22 protein-coding genes are annotated in these 19,536 nt (G+C 62.0%); 19 read left to right on the top strand and 3 right to left on the bottom strand.

Annotated features, from left to right (window positions below; genetic code table 11):
- Window positions 1–50: 50 nt before the first annotated feature.
- Window positions 51–554: a GNAT family N-acetyltransferase gene (locus ACFE7X_RS07190; protein WP_375434993.1), complete on the top strand. Its 504-nt coding sequence runs from the start codon at window positions 51–53 to the stop codon at window positions 552–554.
- 532 nt (window positions 555–1,086) lie between these two features.
- On the opposite strand, the gene ACFE7X_RS07185 is transcribed toward ACFE7X_RS07190, so the two are convergent.
- Window positions 1,087–1,245: a hypothetical protein gene (locus ACFE7X_RS07185; protein WP_375434992.1), complete on the bottom strand. Its 159-nt coding sequence runs from the start codon at window positions 1,243–1,245 to the stop codon at window positions 1,087–1,089.
- A 92-nt stretch (window positions 1,246–1,337) separates the two neighbouring features.
- Window positions 1,338–2,285 carry a helix-turn-helix domain-containing protein gene (locus ACFE7X_RS07180; protein ID WP_375434991.1) on the bottom strand — a complete coding sequence of 316 codons (948 nt, stop codon included), beginning with the start codon at window positions 2,283–2,285 and terminating at the stop codon, window positions 1,338–1,340.
- Between the two features lie 187 nt (window positions 2,286–2,472).
- On the opposite strand from ACFE7X_RS07180, the gene ACFE7X_RS07175 reads away from it, so the two are divergent.
- From ACFE7X_RS07175 to wrbA, 15 genes are all read left to right on the top strand, one after another.
- On the top strand, window positions 2,473–3,447 hold the full coding sequence (locus tag ACFE7X_RS07175; RefSeq protein WP_375434990.1) for an alpha/beta fold hydrolase: 975 nt from the start codon (window positions 2,473–2,475) through the stop codon (window positions 3,445–3,447).
- Window positions 3,448–3,569: 122 nt separating this feature from the next.
- Window positions 3,570–4,787 carry a Bcr/CflA family multidrug efflux MFS transporter gene (locus ACFE7X_RS07170; RefSeq protein WP_375434989.1) on the top strand — a complete coding sequence of 406 codons (1,218 nt, stop codon included), beginning with the start codon at window positions 3,570–3,572 and terminating at the stop codon, window positions 4,785–4,787.
- Between the two features lie 44 nt (window positions 4,788–4,831).
- Window positions 4,832–5,122 carry a DUF3861 domain-containing protein gene (locus tag ACFE7X_RS07165; protein ID WP_375434988.1) on the top strand — a complete coding sequence of 97 codons (291 nt, stop codon included), beginning with the start codon at window positions 4,832–4,834 and terminating at the stop codon, window positions 5,120–5,122.
- 115 nt (window positions 5,123–5,237) lie between these two features.
- The gene (locus tag ACFE7X_RS07160; protein ID WP_375434987.1) at window positions 5,238–6,053 is read left to right on the top strand and encodes a helix-turn-helix domain-containing protein; all 816 of its coding nucleotides are present in this window, start codon (window positions 5,238–5,240) and stop codon (window positions 6,051–6,053) included.
- A gap of 97 nt (window positions 6,054–6,150) precedes the next feature.
- Entirely contained in the window at window positions 6,151–7,113 is a 963-nt protein-coding gene (locus tag ACFE7X_RS07155; protein ID WP_375434986.1) for a ribonucleoside-diphosphate reductase small subunit, read from the top strand.
- A 157-nt stretch (window positions 7,114–7,270) separates the two neighbouring features.
- Window positions 7,271–7,729: a hypothetical protein gene (locus tag ACFE7X_RS07150; RefSeq protein ID WP_375434985.1), complete on the top strand. Its 459-nt coding sequence runs from the start codon at window positions 7,271–7,273 to the stop codon at window positions 7,727–7,729.
- A gap of 52 nt (window positions 7,730–7,781) precedes the next feature.
- The gene (locus ACFE7X_RS07145) at window positions 7,782–8,180 is read left to right on the top strand and encodes a hypothetical protein (RefSeq protein WP_375434984.1); all 399 of its coding nucleotides are present in this window, start codon (window positions 7,782–7,784) and stop codon (window positions 8,178–8,180) included.
- Between the two features lie 127 nt (window positions 8,181–8,307).
- Window positions 8,308–8,973, top strand: coding sequence for a YceI family protein (locus ACFE7X_RS07140; RefSeq protein WP_375434983.1), 666 nt, complete (start codon window positions 8,308–8,310; stop codon window positions 8,971–8,973).
- A 50-nt stretch (window positions 8,974–9,023) separates the two neighbouring features.
- Window positions 9,024–9,962 (top strand): ring-cleaving dioxygenase, encoded by a 939-nt coding sequence (locus tag ACFE7X_RS07135; protein WP_375434982.1) that lies wholly within the window; start codon window positions 9,024–9,026, stop codon window positions 9,960–9,962.
- A gap of 5 nt (window positions 9,963–9,967) precedes the next feature.
- Complete coding sequence (locus ACFE7X_RS07130; RefSeq protein WP_375434981.1) at window positions 9,968–10,624, top strand: alpha/beta hydrolase; 657 nt, start codon at window positions 9,968–9,970, stop codon at window positions 10,622–10,624.
- 118 nt (window positions 10,625–10,742) lie between these two features.
- Window positions 10,743–11,582, top strand: coding sequence for a pirin family protein (locus tag ACFE7X_RS07125; RefSeq protein WP_375434980.1), 840 nt, complete (start codon window positions 10,743–10,745; stop codon window positions 11,580–11,582).
- A 75-nt stretch (window positions 11,583–11,657) separates the two neighbouring features.
- A complete protein-coding gene (locus tag ACFE7X_RS07120) occupies window positions 11,658–11,999 on the top strand; it encodes a hypothetical protein (RefSeq protein ID WP_375434979.1) in 342 nt (113 codons plus the stop codon).
- A gap of 169 nt (window positions 12,000–12,168) precedes the next feature.
- A complete protein-coding gene (locus ACFE7X_RS07115) occupies window positions 12,169–13,098 on the top strand; it encodes an adenylate/guanylate cyclase domain-containing protein (protein ID WP_375434978.1) in 930 nt (309 codons plus the stop codon).
- Window positions 13,099–13,170: 72 nt separating this feature from the next.
- Complete coding sequence (locus ACFE7X_RS07110) at window positions 13,171–14,058, top strand: helix-turn-helix domain-containing protein (protein WP_375434977.1); 888 nt, start codon at window positions 13,171–13,173, stop codon at window positions 14,056–14,058.
- Between the two features lie 195 nt (window positions 14,059–14,253).
- Window positions 14,254–14,868 (top strand): NAD(P)H:quinone oxidoreductase, encoded by a 615-nt coding sequence (gene wrbA, locus ACFE7X_RS07105; protein WP_375434976.1) that lies wholly within the window; start codon window positions 14,254–14,256, stop codon window positions 14,866–14,868.
- Between the two features lie 142 nt (window positions 14,869–15,010).
- Here wrbA and ACFE7X_RS07100 read toward each other — a convergent pair whose 3' ends face one another.
- Entirely contained in the window at window positions 15,011–15,265 is a 255-nt protein-coding gene (locus ACFE7X_RS07100; protein ID WP_375434975.1) for a hypothetical protein, read from the bottom strand.
- 324 nt (window positions 15,266–15,589) lie between these two features.
- On the opposite strand from ACFE7X_RS07100, the gene ACFE7X_RS07095 reads away from it, so the two are divergent.
- The 3 genes from ACFE7X_RS07095 to ACFE7X_RS07085 all read left to right on the top strand — a co-directional run bounded on the left by ACFE7X_RS07095 (window position 15,590) and on the right by ACFE7X_RS07085 (window position 19,520).
- On the top strand, window positions 15,590–16,459 hold the full coding sequence (locus ACFE7X_RS07095; RefSeq protein ID WP_375434974.1) for a dioxygenase: 870 nt from the start codon (window positions 15,590–15,592) through the stop codon (window positions 16,457–16,459).
- 64 nt (window positions 16,460–16,523) lie between these two features.
- Entirely contained in the window at window positions 16,524–18,287 is a 1,764-nt protein-coding gene (locus tag ACFE7X_RS07090; RefSeq protein WP_375434973.1) for an FAD-dependent oxidoreductase, read from the top strand.
- A 12-nt stretch (window positions 18,288–18,299) separates the two neighbouring features.
- Complete coding sequence (locus tag ACFE7X_RS07085) at window positions 18,300–19,520, top strand: acetyl-CoA C-acyltransferase (protein WP_375434972.1); 1,221 nt, start codon at window positions 18,300–18,302, stop codon at window positions 19,518–19,520.
- The last annotated feature ends 16 nt before the right edge of the window (window positions 19,521–19,536 follow it).

Below are 19,536 nucleotides of genomic sequence, written 5' to 3'. Positions count from 1 at the left end.
TTGGCCCGAACACGGGACCTGTTTTTCAGCCCTAGTAAACCCGCGATCGAATGCGAATAGAGCTTGTTTCTTCCGAAAATCATGGTCTCCTCGTCGACCTCTTGTGTGAGCTGCATCACTACTACCACCCCGGCTCGTCCCTGCCGCCGGAGCTCATGCGAACTCATCTGCTCCACCATCTGCTGGCGGCCGATTCGCCCTTGCGGCTCGGCATGGCCCTGAAGGAGGGCGGCCGGGCGGTTGGCTTCGTCGCCGTGTCGCTCACTTACTCGCTCGTGGAAGCGGCGCCCGCGAGTCGCCGTCAATGTCAGCTCAAGGAGCTCTATGTCCGCTCGGCCGAGCGCAGCCGGGGGGTCGGCCGCCAGCTGATGCGGTGGGTGGCCCAGTACGCGCTCGACAAGGGGTGTTGCCGCCTGGATTGGCCCGTGAACGCGGCCAATCGGCGCGGCATTGCGTTCTACGAAGGCCTAGGCGCCCAGCTCGTGGCCGATCGGCTCAGCTACCGCTTGTCGGGGGGGCGCCTGAAAGCGTGCGCGGAAGCGACCAACTGGTAGGCCGTCAACCAGTGGCGGGCACGTTGTCCGACTAGCGGCTAACGGACGTACTCTGCCCCAGCAGGTGCTCGGCCGAAAAGGCCCCGCCAGCGAGCAGGAGACGGCGCTTGGGCGGGGTTTGCCCCATCAGGCGCGCCCCGTCACGCCGACACCGGTTGGACGCCTACCCTCTGTTCAGCAGACGAGAGCAACCAAACACTCGTTTTTCTGGGACGGTGTCTAGGTCCTGGACTACTCCTTAGGTGGTCACCACAAGGACGCTAGCAAGGCCACAGGTCGTAGGAGGATAGGGTCGGCAAGTTGGGGTTATAAAAAGAATCGCGCGTTTCTTTCTGGCCCTACTTTGTGGCCCCGCGTGGCGGATGTTTTGGGAGCAGGGATTAGGAAAAGAAGAAGGGCCCCGAAACCGATGACAATATGAGCCTACCTCGAAGCAGCGCAACTTCATTTTTTGCCCCGTTTTAACGAGCATCCCCGCTACAGCCCCTGCCTGCCAGCAATTACCCAAACTGTCCAAGATAACTAGACCACCTCATAACCAGTTACGCAGCGTACAGCTGTTATGGATAGCCAAATCGGCCATGACTTGGCTAGGCTCTTCGCCGCCAAAGAGAATACAGAACACGGCCGTTTCTCGCAATTGCTCGCTGTATTGAAAGCGGGTCAGTAGATCCTGAATGTAGTTTTGCATAAGGACAGGTTTTGGGTGGACAACAGTTAACTTATTTCCGGACAAGACAGTTACTTACAGCCAGCTCGGTGCTGTCGTCAGCAGGGCGGCAATTACCTGGTTGAGGCGCCCAAACTCCACTTTCCAGACTGGTCACTTATCTGCCGGCCTGGCACTCCCAGGGAGGCTTGCTGCTGCGCTTCCCGGAATTCGGTGGGGCTTATCCCCGTATGCTTCTTGAAGAACTTGGCGAAGTAGTTGGGGTACTCGAAGTGAAGCAGGTAGGTGATTTCGGACACTGAATAGGTGCTATAAAGCAAATACTTGCGGGCCTCATCCAGGATATGCTCCTGCACCAGCTGGCTAGCCGACTTGCCGGCCATCTCCTGGCAGATGCGGTTTAGGTGCACCGGCGTAATGGCCAGGTCGGCGGCGAATTGGACAATGGTATGGGTGGTGCCCACCTGCCGGACGAGCTGCTGAAACTTGCGAAAGTACCGCAGCGCCGGGGTATCGGGCAGCGAGCCCCGCGCTGCGCTTTGCTGCCAAATGCGGAAGAGCACCACAAACAGCCGTTGCAGGCATAGGTGTAACATCAGCCGCTTTTCGGGTTGAGTATCGAACAACTCGTGGTCCACCTCCTGGAGCAGGGACCCTACCTGGCTTGCCGAATAGGGCTCGTCGAAGACCGTGAGGCACTGCACCGCGCCGAGCATGGCGGCCAGCGGGGAAGTGTTCGAAAAGAGGCCGTCAACCAGTGCGCTGGACAGCGTCAGGATATGCCCCGTCGCATCGGGGCTGAAGGTGAAGCCGTGCAGGGCGGTAGCCGGAATCAGCAGCACCACGGGGGCCGTCAGGTCGCTTTGACCGGTGGCTTGGAGGAACGTGACCTGACCCTGTTCCAGGTAGAAGAGTTGGAATAACTGCGCGTGTAGGTGCGGCTGAATAACCCATTCGAAGCGTCGGCTGCGGGTTTCGAGCCGTTCCGAAAACAGGTACTCGGTAGTACGCTGGGAATTGGCTTGCCCGTAGAGGCCGTCGAACTGGGTAATGCGCTGCATAGGGCGGCAAGATTCTGGCGAACATGAGCGGGTGCGTCCCGATGTTAATGTTCGATTTGTTGCTGCTAAAGATAGAATTGTAGCCGGCAACGGCGGCAGCAATGGCCGACCTTTGTATTCGTACTCAAACCCATAGGTCAACCGGCCGTTGATTTTCGTGGTCCCATCTAGTTGCCCTATTCCCAGCATGAAATTCACCCGCCTTCTCCCTGTTCTCGCGACTGGTCTGCTTATCCAGCAGGTAGGCCTGGCGCAGCCGACCACGCCGTTTGGCGGGATGCCTGCTGGTGGAGCGCCTCGCGGGGGAATAGCGAAAGCTAGAAACCTAAGCATTAAGCGCAAATTTATGGACGTGGCCTATGCCGCCGTCTCCCCCGCGCAGCAGCTGGACATCTACCTGCCCGATGCCGGCAACGGGCCGTTTCCGGTGATTGTGTACCTCCACGGCGGCGCCTTCAAAATGGGCGATAAGGGCGACGACCAAGTAAACCCGGCGCTCGAAGGCCTCCGGCGCGGCTACGCGGTGGTGAGCGTCAACTACCGCCTGAGCGGCGAGGCCACCTTCCCGGCGCCGTTGGAAGACATCAAGGCAGCTATTCGCTTCGTGCGGGCCAACGCCAAGCAATACCAGCTCAATCCCAACAAGGTAGCCGCGTGGGGCAATTCCTCCGGCGCCAACATGGCCTCGCTGGTGGGCACGACCGGCGATACCAAGACCTTTGATAACCCGAAGCTGGGCCATGCCGGCCAATCGAGTGCCGTGCAGGCCGTCGTCGACTGGTACGGCCCCATTCAATTCGACCAAATGGATGCGCAGCTAAAGGCCAGCGGCAAGGGCCGCCCCGACCACGACGAGGCGTTGTCGCCGGAATCCGTGGTCATCGGCCAGCCGATACAGCAGGCCCCCGAGTTGGTCAGGCGCGCCAGCCCCGCCGCCTACCTCTCCAAAAACGACCCACCGTTCTTTATTGAGCACGGCACGGATGACCCCATCGTACCCACCCAGCAGTCGCAGAACTTCCACGCCGACCTCGTAAAAGTGCTGGGTAAAGACCACGTGACGCTCACGCTGCTGGAAGGAGCTGGCCACGGCGGTCCGCAGTTCGAAACCCCCGAAAATCTGGGGAAGGTCTTCGCCTTCCTCGACAAGTACCTCAAGTAAGCTCACCTGATTTTCCTGCCAGGCTTCGGTGACGGTAGCCGCCAACGCAGGTTCGACGGTGGCGGCTAGGGGGCTTCTGCTCACCGCGCCCTTGCTTCTGCCGCCGCACTATTTTTTGTTTTATGCCCAAAACCACCTCAGGCTCCCGGGGACTCATCCTGCTGCTGGGCCTGCTCACTGCCTTCGGGCCGATGAGCATCGATATGTATCTGCCGGCCTTTCCAGCCATTGCCCGCGAATTTGGGGTGGATATCGCGGCCGTGCAGTACACGCTGGCGGCCTACAACGTGGGCCTGGCCCTGGGTCAATTGCTCTACGGGCCGCTGGCCGACCAGTGGGGCCGCAAGCCTAACCTGCTGGTAGGCATGAGCATTTACGCCGTGGCGGCGCTGGGCTGCGCCTGGGCCACGTCGGTGCAAAGCCTGGTACTGCTGCGCCTGCTGCAAGCCGTGGGCGGCTGTACGGGCATGGTGCTGGCCCGCGCCATCGTGCGCGACCGGTTTGCCGGCAACGAGGCGGCCCGCGTTTTCTCCACCATGCTGCTGATAACTGGCGTGGCGCCCATCCTGGCGCCCACCGTCGGCAGCTTCCTGGTGACGCTGGGCGACTGGCGCCTGATTTTCCAGGTGCTGGCGGCGCTGGCTGTGCTGGCCCTGGCCGGCATTGTGTTCACGCTGCCCGAAACCTTGTCCGCCGAGCGCCGCAACCCGATGGCGGTGCGCCAGGCGTTTGGCACCTACGGCCGGCTGCTGCGGGACCGCTCGTTCGTGGGCTATGCCCTGACGGCGGGCCTGGTGCAGGCGGCCATGTTCGCCTACATCACGGGTTCCTCGTTCGTGTTCACGGGCTTATTTGGGCTCTCGGCGCAGCAGTTTGGGCTCCTCTTTGGCCTGAATGCCGCCGGCATCATTGCCGCTTCGCAGCTCAACAACCGCCTGCTGCGGCGTTTTACTTACCAGCAAATCCTGCGGGGCGCCACGCTGGTGAGTGTGCTGGCGGGCGGGGTGCTGCTGGGGCTGGCCAGCACCGGGTGGGGCGGAATCTACGGCATCACCCTGCCCTTGTTCGTGGTGGTGAGCAGCGTGGGCCTGACTTCGCCCAACGCCACCGCCGGGGCATTGCAGCAATACGCCCAGCAGGCCGGCAGCGCCTCGGCCCTGTTCGGTACGCTCATGTATAGCTGCGGGGCCGGGGCCGCGCTGGCCGTCAGTGCCCTGGCCAATGGCACGGTGGTACCGATGGCCGCCGTGATGGCCGGGTGCGCGGCCACCGCCTGCGTGCTCTACCGCGTACTGGTTATCCGGGAGCCCAAGGCAGCGTTGCAGGAGGCGCAGGCCTAAAGGCAGCCGGCAGGTTTCCCATTTCCTTTATCACCAAGATTCAGATGGATAAGAAAGAAAACCGTTACCACCTACGCGTGGAGCAAATTTCCGCCAAAACGGACTCGTTCGAGCCCGCTTCGCTCGAGTTCGACTTCAGCAACCACGACGATGTGCTGCACATTGTGCGGCTGATGCAGGCCAAGCCGCTCTTCGCCGACGCGGAGGAAGCCGCGCAGTTTGCCCTCGGGTTGAAGTTGTTTAGCGAAGTAATGCTCAAGCACCGCACCAACCCGCTGTTTGCGGAATTGGCACCGGCGTTCGGCGCGTTTATGAAAAAGCTTAAGGCCGCATAGGGAATCAGCTGTTTCTTCAAACAAGGGCCGGAAAGATGCCAACCTAGTGAAGAGGTAACATTACCCCTGCTCCTTTTCTTCTGGAAGAAGAGTACCTTCCACAGACCTGCTTGCAATGTCTCCGCTTCTTTCTTTACTATCCCTCGCTGATTACCTAGCTCTACCCGACCAAACGTCAAGAGCCTATTTCGAGGTGTTCTGGTTTCAACCAACGGGTGAACCGGCCGGCCCCCCTGCTGCTCGCAGCTGGCTGTGCCTGGTTTCGCTGGGGCGGGCCAACTCGGTCCCGCTGTACGGGCAGCCAGGCGAGGTCATTCGCTTTACTCGGGACTTTCTGGAGGACGACGACAAAGAGTACTCGGTGGCCGTTTTCAAGCTCTTCAATCAGTCGGGGGAGCCGCCAGTCCTGGCGTTATCGGCCGAGCAGCATGCCGACCTGCGGGCCGTATATGAGGTGCTGGCCCGGGAGCACCACGCGCCCGTGCCGTGCTTTATTATTCTCAAGGCGCTGCTTAAGGCCTTGGTGATGAACCTGATTCGCTTGCAGGAGCAGCCCTTCACGCCGCAGGATTTGCAGGGCAAGCGCGTGTACCAATTCCTTTTGCTGGTGGAGGCGCACTACGCTTCCCAGACGCTGGTGGGCTTCTACGCAGCCCAGATGGGAATTAGCCCCAAATGGCTCAATAAGATACTGCAGCTCAACCTGCAGAAGACGGCCACGCAGCTGGTGCACGAGCGGCTGCTGCTGGAAGCCAAGCGCGAATTGACCATTCAGGAGCGTACCATCAAGGAAATTGCCTTCCGCCTGGGCTTTGAGGAGCCCTCCTACTTTGCCCGGTTTTTCCGCAAGCACACGGACAGCTCACCCACCGAGTTTCAGGAGCAGATGTTCCAAATAGTGTCAGGTATTGCGCCAAAAGGGTCGGTCTAGCCTAGTAGGCACGGGTAATTTTGTGCTAGCCTTAAGGTTAAGCATACTACCGAGTCGGCTGTACCGCTGGCTGCCCATTTACCCAACTGCCTCTTCCATGGAACCACTGCTCGCTGAAAACCCCAACCGCTTCGTTCTCTTTCCCATCCAGCACAACGACGTCTGGCAGATGTACAAAAAGGCCGAAGCCTCGTTCTGGGTATCGGAAGAGATTGACCTCGGCCAAGACCAGAAGCACTGGGACAACCTGAGTGACGGCGAGCGGCACTTCATCTCGCACGTGCTGGCCTTTTTTGCCGCTTCCGATGGCATCGTGAACGAGAATCTGGCCGTCAACTTCATGCAGGAAGTGCAGATGGCTGAGGCCCGCTGCTTTTACGGCTTCCAGGTGATGATGGAAAACATCCACTCCGAGACGTATTCGCTGCTGATTGACACCTACATCAAAGACCCTAAGCAGAAGGACTACCTCTTTAACGCCCTCGAAACTGTGCCCGCCGTGGCTAAGAAAGGGCAGTGGGCTATCAAGTGGATTAACTCGGAGAACTTTACCGAGCGCCTGATTGCCTTCGCTGCGGTGGAGGGCATTTTCTTCTCGGGCTCGTTCTGCTCCCTTTTCTGGCTCAAGAAGCGCGGCCTGATGCCGGGCCTGACGTTCTCCAACGAGCTGATTTCGCGCGACGAGGGCCTGCACTGCGACTTTGCCTGCCTGCTCTACCGCGACCACCTCGTCAATAAACTACCCGAGGAGCGCGTGCACGCCATTATCCGCGACGCGGTGAGCATCGAGCAGGAGTTTGTGACGGACGCGCTACCGGTGAGTTTGATTGGCATGAATGCCAAGCTGATGGCGCAGTACATCGAGTTTGTGGCCGACCGCCTGCTAGTGGACTTGGGCTATTCGAAAATCTACCACGCCCCCAACCCCTTCGACTTCATGGAAATGATTTCGCTGCAGGGCAAGACCAACTTCTTCGAGAAAAAAGTAGGCGACTACCAAAAAGCGGGGGTGATGAACGAAGGAAGTAACCATGCCTTTTCGCTTAACGAGGACTTTTAGGGCAGGCGGCTAATCCACGGCGGCGGGCTTCCTGCCACCACGGTGCCGCTTCGGCCCTTTTCTTCTGGTCCTTCAATAGTCTGTAGTAACAACTGATATGTTAGGTAATTCTCAACCGGTATCCCGTCATAGCCCGGCCCCGGGCTCCCCCTGGCTTATGGAAAACAACAAAATCCTCAGCCCCTTCACCTTTTTCGAGAATCGGGCGGCCTATATTACCCACGAACGGCTGGGCTACATCCGCTTGCAGGTACAGCCCGGAGCCCAAAATTCGGTCGACATCCGGCATATGTTTGAGCAAGCCCGGCAAGGGATGCACCGGTATGGCTACACCAAACTGCTGATTGACCAGCGCCTGGCGGTAATGTTTTCGCAAGCGGACCAGCGTTGGTTTACCGACGAGCTGCTGCCGCAGCTGGCGGCGGATAAGCAAGTGCACCGCGTTGCCATTCTGCAGGCGTACGATGTCCTCGCGCGCTTGTCCTTGCTGCCGTTGGTGGCCGGGCTGCACAACCAGGGGAACTCGCTGCGGTCATTCGAAGCTGGAGCGGAGGCCGAGGCTATCACCTGGCTGCTAGAGCGGGGGCCCGCAAAAGCCCAGGATATTCGGAAGTAGTCGACCCGCTCGTAGTAAAATTCTGAGTCCAGCATTCGGCCGTTTGCGCGTTATGAGAATTAAACACTTCCTCGGCTTGGGTACGGGCGCGTTGCTCGTCTGGTTGATCGTGGATGGGGCCAGTCAGCCGAGCCCCCAGGAGTTGCCCGGCGACTTTCAGGAGGTGGCCTTGTTCCGCAACGAGAACAACACCGGCCCCATCGTTCGCCTCTACGTCGTGACGGTGGGCGACACCAGCGGCTGGCAGCAGATGCAGCAGTACGGCGCGCTTATGCCCTACACCAAGTATGGCACGACGAAGGTGTTCTTCTTCGCCAAGAACGGGCCTTTCCCAACCCGGCTGCAGCTGGCTCCGCCGCACTTCGCGGCCACCCTCAACCGGTACTGTCTGGCCTCTTATGAGAAAGACCTGATGAGCAAGGTCTCTTTTGCCAAGTACCCGCTGAAATAAAACAGCTTGACTACCAAGTACTTGGCCGTCGTTTGCGCGATAGCCAAGAAAAACATTTGTCAAATTAAGAATCATGTACGTACATTTGATGTACATACATGTATTAACAACTCAACTAAACCTCCACGTGAAAAAGCTCCTGATGCCCCTGCTGCTGGCCGCCACCGTTTTGTCCGCCACGGCAAATACCCCTGCTGGCACCAAACCCGCCACCCACGCCGCCGCACTTGCGGCCGCCGTTACCCCTTACCAAGTACAGCCGCAGCTGAGCACCATCGGCTGGGTGGGCAAAAAAGTGACCGGTCAGCACAACGGCACTGTTCAGTTCAAGAGTGGCCAGGTTCTGGTGAAAGGCACGCAGATTACCGGCGGCACCTTTGTGGTGGACATGACCTCCCTCAAAAACACCGACCTAACCGACGCCGAAACCAACGGCAAGCTGCTGGGCCACCTGAAGTCGGACGACTTTTTCTCGATCGAAAAGAACCCCACTGCCACGTTTGTCATCACCAGCATCAAGCCGCTGAAAGGCGACGCCGCCGGCAACAACGCCACCATCACGGGCAACCTCACCATCAAAGGCAAAACCAATCCGCTGAGCTTCCCGGCCAAGATGGGCGTGAAAAACGGCGTGGCCGCCGCGTCGGGCACGGCCACCGTGGACCGCACCAAGTACGACATCCGCTACGGCTCCAAGTCGTTCTTCGAGAGCATCGGCGACAAGGCCATCGACGACACCTTCGCACTGACCTTCAACGTCATCGCCAAAGCCAGCGGCGTGGCCACGCGCTAAGCGGCCTCGTACTCGCCCGCTTCCGTTTCCCCGCTTTTATCCCCACCGCCATGGAACCCCGCATTTTAGGTTTGCACCACATAACGGCCATCACCGACAGCGCCCAAAAGAACCTGGACTTTTACACTAAAGTCCTGGGGTTGCGCTTCGTGAAGAAGACCGTCAATTTCGATGACCCCGGCACTTACCACCTGTATTACGGGGACGAGTCCGGCTCGGCCGGCACTATTCTCACCTTCTTCCCCTGGGCAGGCATGGGTCCCGGTCGTCGCGGCACAGGCCAGGCCACCGAAATCGGCTACTCCGTGCCCGCAGGCAGCCTGGACTTCTGGCTGAAGCGTTTCCAGGACCACGGCATCACCTACAACAAGCCGAGTGAGAAGTTTGGGGAGCAGTACCTGACCGTGCTCGACCCCGATGGGATGAAGCTGGAGCTGGTGGTGTCCAAGACACCCGACCCGCGCACGCCCTGGACTACGGCTGAAATCGGTGCTGACGTGGCCACCAAAGGCTTTCACCACATCACGCTGACCCTGGCCAGCATCAAGGGCACGGCCGACGTGCTGACCGATATCTTCGGCTATAAGCTCATCGACCAGCACGTGAACCGCTACCGCTTCGCCACCGATACGGTGGAGGGCGCGGCCCTGGTGGAGTTGGTGGAAGTACCCGCCGAGCCGCGCGGCCACGTCGCCGCCGGCTCGGTGCACCACGTGGCCTTCCGCGTCAAGGACGACGCGGCCCACCTGTACTTCCGCCAAAAGATTGCGGCCAAAGGCTTCAACGTCACGCAGCAAATTGACCGCGACTACTTCCACGCCATCTATTTCCGCGAGCCGGGTGGGGTGCTGTTCGAAGTGGCCACCGATAATCCCGGCTTCACCGTGGACGAGCCGCTGGCCACCTTGGGCACCGGCCTGATGCTGCCCAAGCAACACGAGCGTCTGCGCGCGCAGCTGGAAACCCGCCTGCCCAAACTCCTTCTCTAAGCCCGATGAATTACCAACCCCTGCACTACCTCTATCAGCCCGCCACCTCCGCCCCCACGGGCACAACGGTGCTGCTGCTGCACGGCACCGGCGGCGATGAGCGCGACCTGCTGCCGCTGGCCAAAGGCTTCGGGACGGGCGTGAACGTGCTGAGCGTGCGCGGCAACGTGTCGGAAGGGGGCATGCCCCGCTTTTTCCGCCGCCTGGGCATGGGCGTATTTGACGAGGACGACGTGCGTTTCCGCACCCACGAACTGGCCGCCTTCCTGACGCAAGTCAGCCAGCAGGAGGGCTTCGATGCCTCGCAGGTTGTGGCCGTGGGTTACTCCAACGGGGCCAACATCGCCGGTAGCCTGCTGCTGCTCTATCCCGAACTGCTGGCTGGCGCGGTGCTCTGGCGCCCCATGCAGCCCCTGACCAAGGAAGTGCCGCCAGTACGCACCGCGCGCCGTCCCCCGGTATTCTTCAACCCCGGCAGCCGCGACCCCACGGTGGACCCGGCCTCCACGGAGCGCTACGCCGCCTTGCTCTCGGCCGCGGGCTTTCAGCTTACCCGGCAGGATACGCCCACCGGCCACAGCCTGACCCAACCTGACGTGGACGGGGGCATTGCCTGGTTCCGCCAGCACTTTGCCGCGCCGGCCCTCAATGCCGCCCGCTAGATCGAAGAAAGCGTTTCCCCACCTGCTGGCCGAGGCCGAAGTGTCTCGCCAGCACGTTATTGCTGCTGGGTGGGCGCTTTTCCGCCAACTGGAGTAGAACTAACCCTTGCCTCACCCGATGAAATCCAGCTTATTACCTCTCATCTTGTGTTTAGCCATAAGCATCGGGTGCCAGACCAACGCGGAAACCCCGCTGGCCGCCACGGCGGGGGCTGCGCCCCTCCCGGCCGCGGCACCCGAGTACGTCGTGCACAAAGCCAACTCCCGGGGCACCACCCAGACGGGCTGGCTGCTGAGCCGGCACACGTTCTCGTTCAACAACTACTATGACCAGAACCGGGTAGGGTTTGGGGCCCTGCGGGTGCTCAACGACGACTGGGTAAAGGCCGGGGCCGGCTTCCCGGACCATGACCACGCCGAAATGGAAATCGTGTCCATTCCGCTGCACGGTGGGGTAGCCCACACCGACAGCAAGGGCTCCTCCGGCATTACGTCGCTCGACGCGGCCAAGGGCACCTACACCGTGCAGCACATGAGTGCCGGTGAGGGCATCTCGCACAGCGAATACAATGCTTCCCAAACGGACAGCGCCCGGTTTCTTCAAATCTGGGTGGCTCCCAATCGCAAGGACATAGCCCCCGCCTACCACCAGAAAGCGTTTCAGCTGGCGGGCCAGCAAAACCGCTGGCAGACGCTGCTCTCCCCGACCGATGCCGGCGCATTGAAAATCAATCAGGATGCTGTGTTCAGCATGGCCGAGCTGAGCAAAGGCCAGACCTTGCCGTACCAGTTGAAATACAAAGGCGGCGTGTACGCCTTTGTACTGGAAGGTGCCGTGACCGTTAACGGCGTGGCGCTGGAGCGCCGGGATGGTCTGGGGCTTTGGAACACGCCGGCGCTTAGCGTCGTGGCCCAGAAGCCGGCCCAGGTGCTGCTCATTGAAGTTCCCCTGCAATAACCTCTTGCCGAAGCGCCTGTGTGGGTACAACAAGTAACGCGGGTATTCCCCGCGCCGGACACTTATAACGTCAGCATGCTGCTGTTTCGGGTCGCCGTGTCGCTCCATCTGATGGCGGCTCGGGTAAGCTTCGGCGCGATGGGCGGGGTCCTGGGGTGGACGGCCGCCGAGCTGCTTCGTCTGCTCATCCTCGTGCTGGCGACGACGCTGTTCCCGGCGTTGGTCATGGTGGGGTTATTCAGCCGGCTGGCCTCGGTAGGCATCATCGCCAGCGTGCTCCTGGGCGGTATGCTACTGGGTTTGCCGGCTCATCCCTTGCCTTACCTGTATGGTATCACCTATCTGCTGCTCCTGGCGTTGGGTCCCGGCAAATACTCGGCAGACTTCCTCATCAACCGTTCGCTAACCCGCAGGTAATTCCGCCACCAGCTGCCAGTACGGAGGTGAAAGCCATAGTCCAGAGGCTTCCGGGCCGTTGGTTTTGCCAATCCCCAGCCATGCGAGGACAACTTGTCCCGGCTGAAGTACGTGTTTTAGCGGTAGCCTCTACCACTTCGGCCTGGGCGGTTTACTATTTTCACTTCCCATGCCCTCATTAGCTGTATTGCCCGACAACCAGCAGTTCGACAGCCTGCCGGGCGAAACCATCCTAGCAGCTGACTTGCGTCATGGCATTCCCCACGTGCACGCCTGCGGCGGGCTGGCGCGCTGCTCCACTTGCCGCGTACAAGTACTGGATGGCCTGGAGCACCTGTCGCCCCGCAACGAGTTGGAGCAAGCCCTCGCGCAGCGCCTTCACCTACCGGGCAATATGCGCCTGGCCTGCCAAACCACTATTGCGGAAGGAACCGTGCGCTTCCGTCGCCCCGTCATCGACGAGCTGGATACGCAGCTGGCGCTCCAGGGGCTGGAACACGCCGGCCAGCAGCTAGGCGAGGAAAAGCGCTTGGCCGTGCTCTTCTCGGACATTGCGGATTACACCGTCTTCGCGGAGTCTCTCCCCGCCTACGACGTCATTCACGTGCTCAATCGGTATTTCAAGCTCATGAGCGAAGTGGTGCGGGCCCACCGCGGCCGCATCAGCGACTTTATTGGCGACGGGTTAATGGTGGTATTTGGGATGGAGGATGAGGCTACGGCAGCCGCAGATGCCGTGGCCGCCGCCCGCGCCATGCTCCTGGCCGTTGACCGCCTAAATCCTTACCTGCGCAGCATGTACGGGTGTGGATTTCACGTTCGTATTGGGGTGCACTACGGCGACGTGGTGGTGGGCCACATCGGCGGCCCGGACATGCGCAAGCTGGCCACCATCGGCGACACTGTGAACGTGGCGGCCCGCATCGAAGCGGCCAACAAGGAGTGCGGTACTTCTTTGCTGGTCTCGCAAGCCGTCGTGGATGAGCTGGGCGACGCCCTGGTAGTGCGGCAGGGCTTCCTGACCCCGCTCAAGGGCAAGAAAGGTCTGCACCGCTTGTACGAAGTTGCCTTGGATGAATTGCCGGTATTCACGGCGTAATATATAACAACGGCCGCTGGTGCTTTCGGTCACCAAAACCTAGGCTGCCTTCCTCTACTAAGCTCTTGCGCCATGGATAAACTGTTGCACACGCTATTCACGATACAACCGCTGCAGGACGTGCTCGTGCGGGACCAGCCGCAGAGCCGCCCGTTGCGCAACAGCCAGCCCTACTGCTACACTATTCTGGCCGTAGAAGCCGATGCGGTAAGGCAAAGCATTGGGGCCGAGAGCGGTTCGCTGGTGCTCCACTTCATCAGCCCCGGTCAGTTGGCTTCGGAAGCGTTGGTTGCCCGGGCCAAGGGGCAGGCCCTCATGTTTACGGACGAGTTCTTCTGCCTAACCGGCGAAGAAAAAGACCTGCTTTTACAGTGCGGCCTGTTCAATGCCGAGCCCCAGGTAAACCAATTGGTGATACACCCGGCGCACCACGCTGATATGTTTTGGCAGCTCCAGCAGTTGCAGCACGAGTTTGCCAGCCCCGGCACGGGCCTGCTGCACGAATCGCTGCTGCGCGTCTTGCTCAAAGGATTCCTCATCTACTGCCTCCGCGTCCGGCAGCAACAGCACGCAGATGCTAGTAACCCCGAGCACCCGAGCCTCTATACCCGATTCCGCAACCTGCTGGAAGGGCAGTACACGACTGCCAAATCCGTGCGCGAATACGCCCAGCAACTAAACGTGACGCCCAACCACCTGAGCGAAACGATAAAGAAGGAAACCGGCCTGCCCGCCCGCGACCATATTGGTCGGCGCATCGCCCTCGAAGCGCAGCGGCTGGCCTACTTTAGCCATCTGTCCCTGAAAGAAATTGCTTTTCGGCTGGGGTTCAAAGACGTAGCCCATTTCAGTAAGTTCTTCAAGCGGTGCAATGGCGTCAGTTTCATGGAGTTCAAAAAGCACCTGCACCACGGGGAGGCAGTCGCCGCCGAAGTGGGGTCGGAGCCGCTGCTGCGTTAAGGCGGGCCAGGTACCCGTGATATCTACCTCGAGAGCCGTAATGTAGCCATCGAAAGGCCGCTTGCGAGGCTTGTTTGGGCGGGCCATACGGCGCGTCCTTGCGTAAACAATTCAGCTGTCCTAATCAGCTCACCCACAAAACAAGCCGGCTAATTTTCTTGCCGAGAATCCCCCGTTTCATCTAATCCCAAATTCATGAAGACCCTCGTGTTGTTTTATTCCACCTATGGTCACATCTGGAAAATGGCCGAAGCCATTGCCGAAGGTGCCCGCCAGGTAGCCGGCAATGAAGTCGTCATCAAACGCGTGCCCGAAACCCTCTCGCAGGACATTCTGGACAAGGTGGGAGCCACCGGGGCCCAGCAGGCGTTTGCCCACATTCCGGTGGCGACGCCGAATGAGCTTACCGAGTACGACGCCATCATCTTCGGTACGCCCACGCGCTACGGCAACTTGTGCGGCCAGATGCAGGCCTACATGGACAGCACCGGGGGCCTGTGGGCCACGGGCGCCCTGGTGGGCAAAGTAGGCGGCGCTTTCGTGAGCACGGCCACCCAGCACGGGGGCCAGGAAACGACGTTGCGCTCCTTCCACACCGAATTGCTGCACCATGGCTTCGTGATTGTGGGCTTGCCCTACGCCTGGCAGGGCCAGATGGGCCACGAGGAAGTGACCGGCGGCACGCCCTACGGCGCCAGCACCGTGACCGGCGGCCAGGGGGAGCGGATGCCCAGCGAAAACGAGCTCGAAGGTGCCCGCCACCAAGGCAAGTACACCGCCGAGATTGCCAGCAAGCTCGCCCGAGCCTAATTTCATGACGCTTTAGCGCAGAGCAAAAGGCCAGCTTCCTATGCGGAGGCTGGCCTTTTCATGTTCCGAGGCAGACCCTGCCAAACGCAAGGAATGCTATAGTCCGCACTTGCCCCCCCGCGTAACGGTATAGGCTTACTACTTACCCGCGTACCGCAGGTAGTCGGCACCAAGGCTCTGGCTGGTGCGCCCCAGCTGCCGGGCCGAGGCGGGCCAGCTCGCAAGCCAGCAGTCGGCTGACTACGGGTGAGCTGGTTGCGGTCAAAGCATCAACTAGCGCCTGCGCATCGAGCAAAGCGTGGCGGTAGCCGCTGCCGGTGATGGAGCTGACCACGTGGGCGGCGTCCTTGAGCAGAGCCAAGCGGCCGTGCGCCCCCAGGTGTACAGGACTTTTCAACTGGTAGAGTTGCGGGAACTGGGGATGACGGGCAAGGCTGGGGTAGACCCTTCTCCCAAGGCCGACTGGCCGGTGACGTCCGTTAGCAGCCGGCACTAGATGCCTAGGCCAGCCCCGCCCTGAAGCGTTGGTTTCTTGAAATTCAGAGACCTCATCCGGGAGGAGCAGTGGGCCGGACGAATAGGCAGCGGCACCCGTGAAATGTCCATACACTCCCGTAGTTTGGCTATCGCGCGGGGCTAGGATAAGCAGGAGATTTACGGGATAAAAAGGGATTGTCGCTCTGGCGCGACTTGTCCTTATCGCCGCTGCAAACTCCCACCCATGCAGACCATAACCGAAGAAAACATCACCAACGCGGTGCTGGCCAGCATGCGTCCCACTAGCGCCCGTACTCACCTGCTGCTGGCCGGCTTGGTGAAGCATTTGCACGCTTTCGTGCGCGAGGTGGAGCCCACCGAAGCGGAGTGGCTGGCGGCCGTGCAGTTCCTGACCCGCACCGGCCAGATGTGCTCCGACAAGCGGCAGGAATTTATCTTGCTCTCCGATGTGTTGGGCGTGAGCATGCTGGTGGATGCCATCAACCACCGCACCACTGACGGCACCACCGAAACGACCGTAACGGGCCCCTTCTACGTGCCTCCGCGCGACCTGCCGCTGGGCAGCCTTATTGCCACCGGCCCCGAGGCGGAGCGCGGCGAGCCCACCGTGGTACGGGGCACGGTGACCAACCCGGCCGGTCAGCCGGTGCCGGGGGCAACTATCGCCGTGTGGCAGTCGGATGACTTGGGCTACTACGACACGCAGGACCCCGGGCAGCCCGACGAAAACCTGCGGGCCTTGCTGCGCCCCGACGCGGCGGGTTACTTCTGGTTTCGCACCATCAAGCCGGCCCCCTACCCGATTCCGGACGATGGGCCGGTGGGCCACCTGTTGCGCACGGCCGGCCGGCACCCGATGCGCCCGGCCCACATCCACTTCATGCTCACGGCCCCGGGCTACGAGCCGGTGGTCACCCACCTCTTCGTGGCTGGCGACGAGTTCCTGGAATCGGATGCCGTCTTCGGGGTGAAAGAGTCGTTGGTTCTGCCCTTCGTGCTCAACCACTCGCTGGCCGATGCGCAGCGCTACGGCACCAGCGCGCCGTTCTACGACGTGTCCTACGACTTCAAGCTCCGGCCTGTGCCGGCTTAAAGCCCGCGCCTACGCCGCCCCCGCTCTTCTTGCTTGCCCCAATCCCCACCCACGGCTCCTACTCATGTCCGATACCAGCCTCCCCTGGAAATTTGAAACCGATGTCCTCGTTGTCGGCAGCGGCCCCGCCGGCTCCACCATGGCGGCTTTGCTAAGCACCTATGGCATCCGCAACGTCGTCATCACCAAGTATAGCTGGCTGGCCAACACCCCCCGCGCCCACATCACCAACCAGCGCACCATGGAGGTGTTCCGGGACCTGGGCATCGAAGCCGACATCATGGCGCAGGCCGTGCCGCAGGCCCTGATGGGCAACAACGTCTTTTGCGAAAGCCTGGCCGGCGAAGAGCTGGGCCGGCTGCACTCGTGGGGCACGCACCCAAGCCGGCTGGCCGACTACACCCTGGCCAGCCCCACCAGCATCTGCGACATTCCGCAAACGCTGGTCGAGCCCATCCTGCTGACCGCGGCCGGTCAGCGGGGCACCCGGTTTCGCTTCGATACCGAATATTTGAGCTTGGTGCAGGACGAGGCGGGCGTGACGGCCACCGTGCGCGACCGGTTGAGTGGCGAGGTCTACCAGATTCGGGCCAAGTACCTGGTCGGGGCCGACGGCAGCAACAGCCGCGTAGCCGCCGACGTGGGCCTGCCCCTGGCGGGCCAAATGGGCGTGGGCGGCAGCATCAACATCGTGTGCAACATGGATTTGGCGCGCTACGTGGCCCACCGGCCCAGCGTGCTTTACTGGGTGCTGCAGCCCGGCTCCAACGTGGGCGGCATCGGCATGGGCTTGGTGCGCATGGTGCGCCCCTGGAACGAGTGGCTGATTGTGTGGGGCTACGACATTGCCCAGGGCCCGCCCCAGCTCAGCGAGCGGGAGGCCATCGAGATTGTGCACAACCTGATTGGCGACGACACAATTCCGGTTACCATTCGCTCGACCTCTGCCTGGACCGTCAACCACTGCTACGCGACCGAGCTAAGCCACGGCCGGGTCTTTTGCGTGGGCGATGCCATCCACCGGCACCCGCCCTCCAACGGGCTGGGCTCCAACACATCGGTGCAGGACTCCTTCAACCTGGCCTGGAAGCTCGCCTACGTGCTTAAGGGCCTGGCCAGCCCCGCCCAGCTGGCCAGCTACCAGGCCGAGCGCGCCCCGGTGGCCCGGCAAATCGTGGAGCGGGCCAACAAGAGCATCGGCGAGTTCGGGCCCATTTTCGACGCCCTCGGCCTGACCAATACCGCCGACCCGGCCCAGATGCAGGCCAACATGGCGGCCCGCAAAAACCCGGGCGCCGCGGCCGCGCAGCAGCGCGCCCGGCTTCACCAGGCCATCCAGGCCAAGACCTACGAGTTCAATTGCCACGGCGTGGAGCTGAACCAGCGCTACGCCTCCGCGGCCATCGTGGCGGATGGCACGGCCCCGCCGGCCTGGCGGCGCGACGAGGAGCTATACTACCAGGCCACAACCTGGCCGGGGGCGCGCCTGCCCCACGCCTGGCTGGGCCACCACAACAACCGCGTCTCGACGCTCGACCTGGCTGGGCACGGCCAGTTCACGCTGCTCACTGGCTTGGGGGGCGAGGCATGGGTGGCGGCCGCGCAGGCCATTGCGGCCGCACGCGGCCTGCCCCTAACGGCCTGCCTCATTGGGCCGGGCTGCCCCTACGAGGACCTCTACGGCGAGTGGGCCGACCTGCGGGAAATCGAGGAGAGCGGCTGCCTGCTCATCCGGCCCGACCTGCACGTGGCCTGGCGGCAATTCACGGTAGCCCCCGATGCCCACCAGGCGCTGGCGGCGGCTATTACCCACCTTTTAGGCCAGTAGGCCCTTTGCTTTATGCCCGACCGGCAAGCGTATATAATTGACGGCACCCGCACGCCCATCGGCAACTTTGGCGGCACCCTGGGCCCCGTGCGGGCCGACGACCTGGCCGCCCTCGCCCTGCAGGCGCTGGTAGCCCGGCACCCCAACATCCCGCTGGCGGCCTACGACGACGTCGTGTTGGGCTGCGCCAACCAGGCCGGCGACGACAACCGCAACGTGGCCCGCATGGCCCTGCTGCTGGCCGGCCTGCCCGATACGGTTCCCGGCGAGACTGTCAACCGCCTGTGCGCGTCGGGCATGTCGGCCGTGGTGCAGGCCGGGCGGGCCGTGCAGGCCGGCGCGGGCGAGGTGTTTCTGGCGGGCGGCGTGGAAAATATGACGCGCGGCCCCTGGGTGATGTCAAAATCCGCCAAGCCCTTCGGCACCGATGCCGAGCTGTACGACAGCAGCTTTGGCTGGCGCTTCATCAACCCCCGCATGCGGGAAATGTACGGCGTCGATGCCATGGGCGTAACCGCCGAGAACCTGGCCGCGCTGTACCACATCAGCCGGGTCGACCAGGACCGATTCGCGCATTGGTCGCAGCAGAAAGCGGCGGCGGCCCAACAGGCTGGGCGGCTGGCGGAGGAGATTACGCCCGTGCCGATACCGCAGAAAAAAAGCGCGCCGCTGGTCTTCGAACACGACGAGTTCATTAAGCCGGCTACCTCCCCGGAGGGGCTGGCCACGCTCCGGCCCGCGTTTAAAAAGGCGGACGAAGGCGGCACCGTAACGGCGGGCAACGCCGCCGGCCTCAACGACGGGGCCGCCGCCGTGCTGGTCGCCTCGGAGCTGGCGGTTGGGCAGTATGGCCTCCAGCCGCTGGCCCGCATCGTCAGCTCGGCGGTGGTGGGCGTCGAGCCCCGCCTGATGGGCATCGGGCCGGTGCGGGCCACGCAGCTGGCCCTGGCCAGGGCGGGCCTCACCCTGGACCAGATCGACGTGATTGAGCTAAATGAGGCGTTTGCGGCGCAGTGCCTGGCGTGCACCCGGCAGCTGGGTTTGGCCGACGACGACCCGCGCCTCAACCCCAACGGCGGGTCCATTGCCCTGGGCCACCCGCTGGGCATGAGCGGCACCCGCATCCTGTACGGCGCCGCCCGCGAGCTGCACCGCCAGCAAAAACGCTACGCGCTGGCTACCATGTGCATCGGTGTGGGGCAGGGCTACGCCGTGGTGCTGGAGCGGGCCTAGCCAGCCGCTAGCCTCG

It is taken from the genome of uncultured Hymenobacter sp. (genome assembly GCF_964242765.1).
GTDB lineage: Bacteria > Bacteroidota > Bacteroidia > Cytophagales > Hymenobacteraceae > Hymenobacter.
This window is presented reverse-complemented; position numbering and strand designations above follow the sequence as displayed.